Origin of the sequence: Thiocapsa sp. C2-2m (assembly GCF_041903745.1) — a bacterium.
Classification (GTDB): domain Bacteria; phylum Pseudomonadota; class Gammaproteobacteria; order Chromatiales; family Chromatiaceae; genus Thiocapsa; species Thiocapsa roseilacustris.
In genome coordinates this window covers 1-12,508 of record NZ_JBBWVD010000068.1, presented here as the reverse complement: position 1 = coordinate 12,508, position 12,508 = coordinate 1, and the positions used below count along the sequence as shown (strand labels likewise).

The window sequence follows — 12,508 nt, the reverse complement described above, 5'->3', positions numbered from 1 at the left end:
GGACATACTGGCGTAACCCCATGATGTGGAAAATACACCCCTCGCGAGCGAGGGCATGAGGTGACATTCTAAGGCTGACGCCGACCGCGGGCTTCCTCCGCGTAGCGGCTTCGTCCAACAACGGCTTTTGGCTGTGGTATCGGCGTTTGGAGCGCGAGCGGTTTTGGTGGCCGGCGCCGCAGAGCGTCGCACCGGTGATCCTCTCGATCCGCGAATTGGGCTGGTTGCTCGAAGGGCTCGATCCGCGTCGTGTCAACGCCCATCGGCGGGCTGAATTCGATCTGCTTTAAAGGCAATCACACTCGAATCAAGGTTGCTGTTCCGGTATCATTCAGATCATGGACGGCACGCTTCAAACGCTTCCGAATGACCCTGGGATGCTCCACGGGATCATCGGCCGGTTGAACGATCAACTGGCGCAATCCGAGCGCGAGCGGGCCGAGCAGTCGCTCCGGTTGGAACAGCAATCCAATACCCTGCAGGAGCAGACCCGGCGCATTGATCAGTTGCTCGAAACCATCGAGCTGCTTCGACGCAAGCGCTTCGGCCGCAGTGCCGATCGCATCCCCGACAGTCAGCTCGGGCTGTTCGACGAGACCGAGCTCGAAGCACTGATCGCCGAGCTCGAAGCCGAGCTGCCGGCCGACACCCCGCAGCCGGCGACACGCGCCGAAGACACCGTCGCACCGCCCAAGGGCAAGCCGGTACGCCGGCCCCTGCCACGCCATCTGCCGCGGGTGGAGCGCATCCTGGATCTGCCCGAGGCGGAGAAAGCCGGCATGGGCGAGGACTGGGTCTTGATCGGCTACGACAGCTCCGAGCAACTGGCGGTCATCCCCCGCCAGACCTACGTCATCGCATACAAGCGCGCCAAGTCTGTCGCCCGCGACGAGGACGTGCCGGGTGCCGAGGTGGGGGTGAAGATCGCCCCGCGCCCGGCGCAGATCATCCCCAAATCCATCGCCCACAGCTCGCTGCTGGCCTCCATCGTGACGAGCAAGTTCGTCGATGCCCTGCCGCTGTATCGTCAGGAGAAGATCTTCGCACGCGAGGGCATCGCGCTCGGGCGCCAAACCATGGCGGGCTTGCTCATCCAACTGCAAACCCCGCTGCAGCCGGTCGCGGCGGCGCTGAAAGACCGACTGCGCCGGGGACCTGTGGTGCATGTGGACGAGACCCCGGTGCAGGTCCTGCGCGAGCCCGGTCGCGAGGATACCCAAGACTCCTACATGTGGGTGTTCTGCGGCGGGCCGCCGGGCGCACCGGTGCGCTGGTTCGAATATGCCCCGAGCCGAGCCGCGGAGGTTCCCCGTCGGGTGCTGTTCCCGACCGACGTCGATCCGCCGCCGCTGCCGTTCTATCTGCAATCCGACGGCTACAGCGCCTATGGTGTCCTCGCCGGTGCTCCCGGGATCATCGGCCATGCCGGTTGTTGGGCGCACGTGCGGCGCAAGTTCGTCGATGCCGCCAACGCACGCAACGCCGGTGCCGCGCAGCAGATGGTGGCCCTGATCGGTGAGCTCTATGCGGTGGAGCGGCGCGTTCGCGACGCCGATCACGAGACCCGGCTGCGCGGGCGTGCCGAGCACAGCCGCCCGATTCTCATGCGTATCCGCCAGTGGCTGGATCGCACCGCCACCCGCGTGCTGCCGAAGAGCCTGCTCGGCGAAGCCATCGGCTATGCCCTGGGCCAATGGCCGATCCTCATCACCTTCCTCGAGGACGGGCACCTGGAGATCGACAACAATACCGCCGAGAACGCCATCCGGCCCTTTGTGCTCGGAAGAAAAAACTGGCTCTTCGCCGGCAGTCCGAAAGGCGCCGAAACCAGCGCGCTGCTCTACAGCCTGATCGAAACCGCCAAGGCCAACGGCCTGGAGCCTTGGGCCTACCTCAACCACCTCTTCGAGCACCTGCCCGGTGCCAAGTCCCCGGAGGCGGTCGCGGCGCTGCTGCCGCACCATCTGAAAATGGACGACCTCAAAAGGGAAGGGGAAATCCGGTAGTTGTCCGGACGCTTACGTCAGTTCGCAGCGTGCATCACGCCCGCACAGGCCACCGAGCTTCTGCGCAAGGACGTGAGGATCGCCGAACAGGCCGTGCTGCGGCTGATCTCGGTCTTTCTGACGGACGGGCAGCTCGATGCGCTGGTCTCTTTCACCTTCAACCTCAGTTCTGGAGTGCTACAGCGCTCGACACTGCGGCGGAAGGCGAACCGTGGCGAACACGAAAGCGTCCCCGCTGAGCTAATGAAGTGGGTCTGGGCGGCGGGGAAAAAGCTTCCTGGGCTTGTCCGTCGCCGGCAGGCAGAGGGGGCGCTTACGTCTCCGCACCCTCTGCTGGCATGACCATTGCATATCGCTCAGTGAGGGAAGCAGGGAAGCCCAAACAGGGTGACGTACCCCCCCCCACGGATTAGAATGACTAGATTTTGTAGATAAATGCAAATGCATCGCAAAGATGTGTACTCTGGGGACCACAAGAATGGCGTTTTTCCCGGTATTTCTGTCTGTTGTGTATGTTGTACGCAATCAAGACCATCAGCTAGAGAGCATTATTCAGAGTGCCTCTGAAAAATTGTCATCACTCGTCACCGATTACGAGTTGATTCTAGTTGACAACGCATCTGATGATGAAAGCATCAATATACTCAAAAATCTAACCGGGCAATCGGGCTATCCAAACTTGCAAGTTTATGCCCTTACCAAAGAAGTTGTTGGTGACACAGCTTCATGGGTGGGACTGGAAAATGCGCTAGGTGATTTCGTCGCCGTCATTGATCCCCTCCTCGACGAAATCGGTTTCTTGCCTGAAATGCTCGATAAAGCAGTGATAGGGGCAGACGTGGTTTTTGCAAATAACCGGCAGAAACCACGCCAGAGTCTCGCTTACCGTGCGGCCTCTGCAGCCTTCAATTTCCTGTACAAATCGTTCAATGGAATACATCTGGCCAAAGAGGCTCCCCAGTATCGATTGCTAAGCAAGCGCGTTGTTAACTTTATCCTGCAGCACCCCCAACCGGCCGTGACTTACCGACACCTGCCAGCAACTGGTGGTTTCGGGCGCATCAACATGGAGTACAGCGCCAAACCACTTGCAAGGAACACCAAAAAACTGGGGGAAAGCATTGATCGAGGGATGCGCCTCCTCGTTTCGACAACACAAGTACCAATGCGACTTGTGACATCGTTGTCCTTGTTTGGGGCTGCGGCCAACTTAATTTATTCGGTTTATGTTGTAGCCATTGGAATTTTCAAAACTGACGTGGCGCCAGGCTGGGTGAGTATGTCATTGCAACAGTCAGGCATGTTTTTCCTGATTTCGCTCGTGCTTTTGGTGCTTGGTGAATACATATTGCAAATGGCAAGCCTCAGCAATGAGGGGCCGCGGTATCACGTTGGCCAAGAGTTTACGAGCGCACGCATGACCCGCCGGGAGAAGCTGAACATCGAGGATGTCTCGTCTTCAGCAGCGAGTGACTCGCGTAACTCAGATCAGGTTCTTGCATGACCGTCCAATCTTGCACTGCGGACGCGGTCATCATTGGCGGCGGCTTCTACGGCTCTGCCATCGCGATCTACCTTGCCAAGGCTCGTGGATTGCGTCGGGTGATTCTCCTTGAGCGGGAGTCGAAACTGCTGGTTCGTGCTTCGTATAATAACCAGGCACGTGTACATAATGGATACCACTATCCCAGAAGCTTTACCACGGCCTTTCGTAGCCGAGTCAATTTTCCGCGTTTTGTGAGAGATTGGCCTCGAGCCGTTAAGCAGGATTTTATAAAGCTCTACGCCATTGCAAGACGCAACTCAAAAGTATCAGCCAAGCAATTTGAGCGTTTTTGCCATGAGATCGGAGCGAACATCAAGCCTGCCGGTGCAGGTTTAAAACGGCTTTTTGAGCCTCGACTGATTGAAGATGTTTTTCTCGTTGAGGAGTATGGCTTCGACTCAACGCGACTTGCCGAATGGGCGGTCAAAGAGCTTCAGGAGGTAGGTATCGAGGTTCATTACTCGACTCGTGCGTTAGCGATTTCCCGTTCGCTGGGAGACAAAAGCCTGATCGTAGCAACCCAGTCGAAGTCAGGGGATGCATCGTCCATAAACTGTCGATACGTCTTCAACTGCACTTACAGTGGTCTGAATCAGTTTTCAGGCGACTTTCCTGGCACCCAAACGGATCTCAAGCAGGAGGTTACTGAAATGGCGCTTATGCAAGCGTCAGAGGTGCTCAAGGAAATTGGTGTAACGGTTATGGACGGCCCATTTTTTTCGATGATGCCGTTCCCTGCTCGTGGACTGCACACGCTATCGCACGTTCGTTACACGCCACACTTTAGCTGGAAGGATGAACAGGGCGTTGATCCTTACAAGAGGCTCGAGGAATACGATCGTGCCACTCGTGTCGACCGTATGGTCCGGGACGTAGGCCGTTACCTGCCCGCCGTACTTGAAGCGAAATATGTCGATTCGCTCTTCGAAGTGAAAACCGTTTTGGTCAAGAACGAAGGGGATGATGGTCGCCCGATCCTCTTCGAAAAGCATGCGGAACTGCCCGGCTGTTATTCCGTGTTGGGTGGGAAGATTGACAATATTTACGATGTACTTGAAAAACTCGAAACAGAAGAGTTCAAGAGTTCGCTGGAGTGATGATGGAAAACGCACTGATTGGATTCTCTGGTTTTGTCGGAAGCACTCTTCTTAAGCAGGCACATTTTTCTGCGCTTTACCGCTCGACCAATATTCATGAAATTGTGAATCATGAATTCGATGTTGTGGTTTGTGCAGGTGCGCCTGCGCAGAAGTGGGTTGCCAATCGCGATCCGGCAGATGATCGAAAAAACATTGACTCCCTGATCAACCACCTTCGCACGGTTAAGTGCAAAAGATTCATCTTGATCAGCACTGTCGATGTATTCAGAGAGCCGATTGGCGTTGATGAATCTGCGCCCGTTGATGAGTCAGGCTTGCATGCCTATGGACTTCATCGCCGACTGCTGGAAAAGTTTGTCGAGCAGCATTTCCTTAGCTATTTGATTGTTCGGCTGCCTGGCCTCGTAGGTCCTGGATTACGCAAAAACGTGATTTTTGACTTTCTTAATACCAATAATCTTCATGCGATTGAGAGTCGAGGCGTTTTTCAGTTTTATCCCATGATCAACCTTTGGTACGACATTCGGAGGGCACTGGAGGCTGGTCTATCGCTGGTGCACCTGACTGCCGAACCGATCAGCGTTGCGGATGTCTCGCTGCAGGGTTTCGGAAGACCGTTTACACAGACACTAGAGAACCCGCCCGCTCGTTATGACATGCAAACGCGACACGGGCAAATCTTCGGTTCTCCTGGGCAGTATCAGTACAGTGCCCGCGAAACCATCCAGGCGATTAGAGCGTATGCCCAGTCCGAGCCCGTTACCCTGAAGAGCGAAAGCGGGGTGGCATCGTGAGGCTAGCCATTTCAAACATTGCCTGGGACATCGCAGAGGATGCTTCCGTCGCAGATCTTCTGGGCAAGTTTGGCGTTTATGCCATTGATGTAGCGCCCGGCAAGTACTTTCCTGACCCTGCCGGTGCCAAAGATGAGGATATTGCTAAGGTCAGGCGATGGTGGGCAGATCACGGCATCGAGATCACTGGCATGCAAGCGTTGCTGTTTGGCACGACAGGGCTAAATGTATTTGGTGAGAGCAAGAGCCAACATGCGATGCTGGAGCATCTGCGACCAGTGTGTCGTATCGGTGCGGGGCTGCGGGCAACACGATTGGTATTTGGCTCACCCAAAAATCGCGACCGTACAGGCTTGAGCGACGCACAAGCACTCGAGCAGGCGGTGAGCTTTTTTCGAAGTCTAGGTAATGCTGCTCAGGAACATGGTGTCATCGTGTGCCTGGAGCCCAACCCAACCCGATATGGGGCAAACTTCATGACCACCAGCGACGAGACAGCCCATGTCGTCGCGGCGGTTGGCCACGGATCCATCCAGATGCAGTTTGATACTGGGGCCTTAACGATCAATGGTGAATCTCCCGAAGATCTGCTGGTGAGGAACGCCGGACTGATCGGGCATGTTCATGCTAGTGAGCCGGATCTGGTGCCCTTGGGCGATGGCGGAACGGATCATAGGTTGATGCACAAAGTACTGCAGCAACATCTTCCACATCACGTAGTTTCGATAGAGATGGTCGCTACAAAAGAGGAGCCCCACCTCCGCTCGATTGAACGGGCGCTGACTTGCGCTGTTAGGTGCTATCGGATCGCACAAGGGGTCGACAGATGAAATGGTTGATCTTAATGCTTGGTATCGCGGCAAACGCTTCTGCCAGCGTACTGGTTAAGATGGCCATGATGCCACCCAGGAAATTTCCCTCCCTGACGGATCCTTTAGCCGCTTTAAGTAACTGGCCCTTCTGGATAGGCTTAGGTTTATACGGTGGGGCTTTCCTGCTGTATGCCGCCGCACTGGCCAGGTTGCCATTGAATGTCGCTCACCCAGTTCTGACTTCCGGGGCGGTAGCAACGGTCGCACTCTTTTCCGTTTTGATCTTCCGTGAACCCTTTCACTGGACCACAGGTGCCGGCATCATGCTCGTGATTGCAGGCGTGGCACTCATCACAGCTCGGGTTGCATGAACAAATGAATACGACACCAGATATTTCTCCGAAAGAGCGGGCAAAGTGGCAAGTACCCGCCATGGAGACGCCTCTGTGGTTGGGCAAACATCATACTTACTGCGTTGTCATCCCCGTGATTAACGAAGGAGAGCGTATTAACAGCCTGCTTAAGCGTATGGAGACTGAGCGGATTTCGTCGATTGTAGACATCATCATTGTTGATGGCGGAAGCACCGACAGCTCTTTGGAGTTGGATGAGCTAAAGCAAGTAGGCGTTAGAGGGCTTGTGGTTAAAAAAGGCCCAGGAAAGCTGAGCGCCCAACTGAGATGCGCCTACGCCTTTGCGCTCGATCAAGGATACGAGGGCATTGTCACCATCGATGGGAACGACAAGGACGACCCAGAAGCGATACCGCGGTTCATTGAGGCGCTCGAAGACGAGGTTGATTTTGTTCAGGCTTCGCGCTTTCTGCCGGGCGGGGTGGCCGTGAACACGCCAAAGTCACGAGACTTTGCGATCCGGTATATCCATGCACCGTGTTTAAGCATAGCATCTGGGTTTAAATGGACAGACACCACACAAGGGTTCAGGGCCTACAGTCGTAGGATGCTACTGGATCCCAGAATTGCACCCTTTCGCGATGTTTTTATGACTTATGAGCTTCTGGCCTATTTGTCGTGCCGAGTGCCTAAGGTTGGATACCTGTGTAAAGAGTTGCCCACAATACGTAGGTATCCGATCGGTGAAATTCCGACCAAAATAAGTAGCTTCAGAGGAAACCTTGCAGTATTAAAAATACTGATTTCATCATGTTTCAAGAAGTACAACCCGAAATAAGCATCGGATGAAAAGTTAATCTATGAATATAATTAGTCATAAAATTGGTTCGGTAATATCCGCCCTGGTTATTGGGTCAGTTTTTTTTCTTGCCGCACTTCAATTGAGTATTAATCAAGGCTACAGCGAATTTGTCGTTGGTAGCTTGGCGTGGTACGCCGGAAATAAATTTCAGGATTTGGTGGCGTGGCCGGTATTCATAATTTTTTCCTTCTTGGGGTTTTCGGCTTTATCGAGAATTTCTTCGCATTTGCAAGAAAACTATGGAGGCGAAGTTTCCGCCAACTTTGACGCACAATTAGTTTTATGGTCACTCCCGTTCTATGCTGGTGCTGCAAGCCTATTTTTCGGTGGAGCCATCGATCACAAGACTGCAATAATATCCGCATTAGGAATAACTTCGCTTGGCGTGATTGGTTTCTGTAAAAGGAAATTTTCACACAAGTCAGATCCTAATTTTTGGAGTGCAACACTCTTGGTTGCATTGCTAATTTCTCTTATCCCTATCGAGTTGGCGGTCTTACTAAGCAGGGGACCGATGGGTTTGATTGGAGACATAAAAGTAAAGTCTTTTGTTGTGACAAGCAACGTTCTGATTGTGCTTGGTTTTGTTTTTGCGATTCTTGCACTTACAAGACTCGAAGAACGTATTGCCCAGCATCTATCAAAATTGATTTTTGCTGCGCAGATTGGGTTGCCACTGTTTTTCTTGACGCTATACCCTGCAAGAATACTGCAGCCGTCCGGTGAGATGGTTAAATATGAAACAACTATTTATCTAAAGATATTAGTTATTGCGCTGGTTGCTTACGGGATATACGATGTAATAAAACGTTTCCGATTGAATTTTGATGGTGCAGATTGGATAAGGAATTTTTCTCCATTTGCCCTTTTTGGACTTATTGTTTCATTAAAGATAGGACACACCGTTACTCCCCGTATTAGTCCTGACGACTATCACTTCGGCGAGCACCTGCTCGGATGGTGGAGTTATTTGAAAGGTTTTGTTCCGTACGTAGATTATGTGCCCGCTCATGGGTTGCTAGAAAATTACCTCAGATCAATTTTGTCTTACATTTTTTATGATGGCACTGCTGCGAGTATTGGAGAGGCTGGTAGATTAGCCTTTGCACTACTTGGGCTTTTCGCCTTTATGTCGATTTACCATTTTACAGGCAGCCTTGTTCTGGCTTTTTCTGTAATTTTGTTGCTTGGGGGGCGTCTAACTTGGTTCTTCTTTGTGCCTTTTATATGTCTATGGTTAATTCCTAGCCTGAGGGCACAGCCAGGAAAATGGCTTTCTATCTGGATCCTTACAGCTCCTATTGTGATTTTGGGCGTACCGCCTCAGGGATTGCTTTTGGTTGCAGCTTTTGGACTTCTCGCGGTCAAAGTTGCATGGGATCAAATTCAGTTCGGTGACAAGAAATCATGGCGACGTCTTGGCTTAGTTGCAGTGTTCATGTCATTGGTGTTTGCTTTAACTCCGATGTTCTCCATGTTGGTTGGTTCCATCCGATATGTGATGGAGAATGGGCCCATCAACCAGATCGCTTATGGCATTCCTTGGGATATTAGTTGGAATGCAGAGGGGAAATCGGGCTTTGTTTTTGAAGTTATTCGAATGTCTTGGGTGGCAATACCAGTATTGTGCCTCTACGTTATGCACAAGAATTGGCGAGATCTTAAAGACTCTAGAAGTTTCTTTTATCCTGCCCTAATATTTTTCTCTTTCTCTGTCCTGCTTATTCCCTATTCCATGGGGCGTATTGATCCAGGTGGCGTCTCTAGACCAGGTCTGGTTTCAATTTTTGGTTGGGCGATACTTTTTCCGCTCTTAATGTGGGGCATCTCCAATGCAAAGAATCGTGCACTTGTAGTTTTAGCTGCAGTTTTCATGAGTGCCCTTCTAGGATTTGGGGTGACTTCTTTTTCCGGCATATCGTCGATTGCGGAACAAAAAGTTCACTCGCCTCCATTGAGGGACTCTGCTATGGCGGGTTTGCCTAATGTCGGTCGGGCTTACATTGAAGAAAGCCAATGGAATCGTATTAATAGATTGAATAACCTTCTCAAGTTGAGGCTTTCTTCAGATGAAATCTATCTAGATCTAACCTCTCGTAACGCGCACTATTTTTATTTAAATCGTTCGCCAGCGATGCCTGTTACGGCTCCTTACAATTTGGCGCCACCAACTCAACAAAGGCGTGCAGTAGATACGCTAAAAGCTTCGCCTCCGAAGCTTGCCCTTTTACAGGCAGACAACATTGTTCATGATGGGGGGGGGCTCGCATTACGTAACCAGTATCTTTATAGGTTTGTAATGGATAATTATGCTCCAAGAATGGAGAGCGGATTTATTGTTGGTTATTTGAAATCTGGGGCGAGAGACGAAAATAATACCGAAATCACTGCGGAAATCAAAAATTTAACTGACGAAAATTGGTTGAATGGCCTTGGTCGGCGTGACCCCGCTATAGTTTTAAGCGATCCGGTACTAGCTACCATGATTAACGTTGGAGACAAAGTTCGTCTTGCTAATGGAGAGTTAAGAGTTATTAAAAAAGTCTCGGCTGATGGTTCGGCCATTTGGCTGGACGAAGGTCCGCTTGCGCCATGCGATATTTCATCCGGAAATACTATTGATGTAATCGTTCATCGTGGTGTTTATCGTGAGTATACAGCTTCGCTTTTCCATCGAGCTTTTGCAGTATCAGACTTTAAAAAAATACCGGTTGCATGGGGTAGATCGGAGAAGTTTTTGCGAGCTAAAATGACCTCGCCGATTAGCTCAGGCGGATTATTCCCTGCTACATTTCATGTTTCTTCATATAATGGTTCTTACAAGATCGAGGGTGACGATCCTCAGCTTACTTTCGATTTTTCAGCCCTCGGTGTTACTGGGCGCAACTCGGGATTGTTAAAGTTTGATTTCAATTGTATTGAAAAGGCATCTGAACCTAGAATGCAGATATTTTGGTGGGGCGACGAACGAGATGGTCCGTTTGAGGCGTCAAGTGTGCGGTTCACAGCTGAAAATGGAACGCTAATTGTTCCTCTAGATGCATCGCCTTGGTGGGCTGGATTAGGCCATATAAAGGGACTTCGTTTTGATCTTGATAATGCATCAGCTTGCCAAGTATTTAGTGTTGAAAACATCACCCTGTATCGAAGGGAGTAGCAGACCATAAGCGCACTGCTCCAGCGAGTGATCAGTGCTCCTGCTGCTTACATTGGGTAGGGCCTGAACATATCTTGTATGCTAGGCAGAATTGACAAATAATTGCTTTCAGCGTTGCTAGCAGCCTGTCGGACTTGACCCTTGGGGGGGCCGGTATCGGAGCCCCGATGGGTCGTCTGTCGCGTAAATGAGACGGTTTTGGGCGAAAAGCGAGGGTTTCCTCCCGATTTCCCTTACTGCGGGCGCAATACGGCCATGCGTTTTAAGTTCCACGCCAGGCAGACCAGGGTCCACTCAGTCTGAACATTGTCCAGACCGCGGGTGAGGAACTGACGAAACCCCATCACGGATTTGATGATGCCGAAGACCGGCTCGACGGTTTGCTTGCGCAGGGCGTAGGTCGCCCGGCCCTTGGGAGTCTTCAGCCGGTGGGCCATGCGTTCAACCGCAGTCGCCTCGGCGGGCGGGGCTTCGGGGCTCTTGAAGCGCTCAGACCAATGGGGGCGGTGTGTGTCGCGTTGGATCGCGATCGCCGGCTCGACGCCGGCGCTCTCGCAGGCCGTGACGTTGGCCTCGCTGAAGTAGCCGGCATCGGCCAAGAGCTGTTCCGTCCGGTTGATCTCCTCGGGCAGAGCGACGAGGCGCTCCAACATCGGGACGAGTTGTTGCTTGTCGTTGGCGGCCTGCGTGACCTGCGGGAGGAGCACCAGCATGGTCTCGGTGTCGACCACCGCTTGGGCGTTGTAACACTGCTCGAAGCCACCACCGGCGACCGGCATGATGCGGGAGTCTTCGTCGGTGAGGTTGATCTGGTCGTCGGGACGCGGGCCGGGGGTGCGTGCATTGGGCGGTTGACCGCCCGGCTTGCGTCCCGTAACCGCCGCCTTGGCCGCGTGGGCGGCGAGCTTGGCCTCATGGTCGGCCTGCTCGCGGGCAAAGCGCTCGGCGGCACGCGCCTCGATCTTGCCCTTGGCCGCAGCGATGGCCGCCAGGCGATCCTCGCGGCGCTTGAGCTCCTCCGGCAGACTCATGCCGTCGGGAAGGTTGGCCGCGTCGGCCTCCTCGGCCAACGCCAGCAGCTCTTGAACCTCGCCTTTGAGTTGCGCCTCAATGGCCTCGGCGTGGCCGTAGGACAGCGCACTGTGACGGCTGGCATTGGCGTGGATCTTGGTGCCGTCCAGGCTGACCGTGCAGAAGCGGCTGAGCTGGTTCTCGCGGGCGACCTGGAGCACCTGGACAAAGGCGCCCTCGAACTCTTTGGCGAAGCGTCGCCGGAAGCTCGAGAGGGTATCGTGGTCGGGATGGCTGTTGGCGGCGATGAAGCGAAACGCCAAGGAGTCGTAGGTCGCCAGCTCGATCTTGCGGCTGGAGTAGCAGCCGGTGGCGTAGCCGTAGATCAGCAGCGACAACAGGGTGGCGGGGTGGTAAGGCAGGCTGCCCCGCCCGGCGTAGGCGCGTTCCAGTGCGCTGAGATCCAGTCCCTCCACCACCTCGACCACGTAGCGCGCCAGGTGCCCTTCGGGCAGCCAATCCTGCACCGAGGGCGGCAGCAGAAAATCGATGTCGCGGTTGATCGAACGGAAGTGGCTCATCGGCTCAGGCCCCAAAGTGTGCTGCCTCTATTCTACCGGGCCGCGGCGCCGTCCGACACCGCGAAAGTCCGACAGGCTGCTAGGTGGTTAGTCGCTGGTCTGAAAGCTCAGTGGCCTTGCGGAGCTCTGCAGTCGACGAAACGAGGCACTTGTTTTCGTATGCTTCGTAAGCGTCCAGCGAAATACATCTATCCCGCGTGCTGCGCGATCTGCAAGATGCCGCCATGTTCCACGCACCGAGGGGAAGAGCATGGCAGAGAAGCGGCGCAGTCGCGAGCAGTGGCGG

Annotated in this window: 11 protein-coding genes; 10 read left to right on the top strand and 1 reads right to left on the bottom strand. The window is 53.6% G+C overall.

The features are described 5' to 3' along the window. Positions 1 to 65: 65 nt before the first annotated feature. From tnpB to AADX97_RS27615, 10 genes are all read left to right on the top strand, one after another. Positions 66 to 290: an IS66 family insertion sequence element accessory protein TnpB gene (tnpB, locus tag AADX97_RS27660; protein WP_374237258.1), complete on the top strand. Its 225-nt coding sequence runs from the start codon at positions 66 to 68 to the stop codon at positions 288 to 290. A gap of 111 nt (positions 291 to 401) precedes the next feature. Then, positions 402 to 2,006, top strand: coding sequence for an IS66 family transposase (locus AADX97_RS27655; protein ID WP_374237257.1), 1,605 nt, complete (start codon positions 402 to 404; stop codon positions 2,004 to 2,006). Next, positions 2,007 to 2,348 carry a lysozyme gene (locus AADX97_RS27650; RefSeq protein ID WP_374237256.1) on the top strand — a complete coding sequence of 114 codons (342 nt, stop codon included), beginning with the start codon at positions 2,007 to 2,009 and terminating at the stop codon, positions 2,346 to 2,348. 136 nt (positions 2,349 to 2,484) lie between these two features. After that, positions 2,485 to 3,510 carry a glycosyltransferase gene (locus AADX97_RS27645; protein ID WP_374237255.1) on the top strand — a complete coding sequence of 342 codons (1,026 nt, stop codon included), beginning with the start codon at positions 2,485 to 2,487 and terminating at the stop codon, positions 3,508 to 3,510. Continuing rightward, positions 3,507 to 4,649, top strand: a complete 1,143-nt coding sequence (locus AADX97_RS27640; protein WP_374237254.1) for an FAD-dependent oxidoreductase — start codon at positions 3,507 to 3,509, stop codon at positions 4,647 to 4,649. The genes AADX97_RS27645 and AADX97_RS27640 overlap by 4 nt, the downstream gene beginning before the upstream one ends. 2 nt (positions 4,650 to 4,651) lie before the next feature. Beyond that, on the top strand, positions 4,652 to 5,446 hold the full coding sequence (locus AADX97_RS27635; RefSeq protein WP_374239351.1) for an NAD-dependent epimerase/dehydratase family protein: 795 nt from the start codon (positions 4,652 to 4,654) through the stop codon (positions 5,444 to 5,446). Further along, positions 5,443 to 6,276, top strand: coding sequence for a sugar phosphate isomerase/epimerase family protein (locus AADX97_RS27630; protein ID WP_374237251.1), 834 nt, complete (start codon positions 5,443 to 5,445; stop codon positions 6,274 to 6,276). The genes AADX97_RS27635 and AADX97_RS27630 overlap by 4 nt, the downstream gene beginning before the upstream one ends. After that, entirely contained in the window at positions 6,273 to 6,629 is a 357-nt protein-coding gene (locus tag AADX97_RS27625) for an EamA family transporter (RefSeq protein WP_374237250.1), read from the top strand. The genes AADX97_RS27630 and AADX97_RS27625 overlap by 4 nt, the downstream gene beginning before the upstream one ends. A 4-nt stretch (positions 6,630 to 6,633) precedes the next feature. Further along, a complete protein-coding gene (locus AADX97_RS27620) occupies positions 6,634 to 7,449 on the top strand; it encodes a glycosyltransferase family 2 protein (RefSeq protein WP_374237249.1) in 816 nt (271 codons plus the stop codon). A gap of 22 nt (positions 7,450 to 7,471) precedes the next feature. Further along, the gene (locus AADX97_RS27615; protein ID WP_374237248.1) at positions 7,472 to 10,630 is read left to right on the top strand and encodes a hypothetical protein; all 3,159 of its coding nucleotides are present in this window, start codon (positions 7,472 to 7,474) and stop codon (positions 10,628 to 10,630) included. 233 nt (positions 10,631 to 10,863) lie between these two features. Here the strand turns inward: AADX97_RS27615 and AADX97_RS27610 are convergent, their stop codons facing one another. After that, a complete protein-coding gene (locus AADX97_RS27610) occupies positions 10,864 to 12,222 on the bottom strand; it encodes a transposase (protein ID WP_374237247.1) in 1,359 nt (452 codons plus the stop codon). Positions 12,223 to 12,508: the final 286 nt, after the last annotated feature.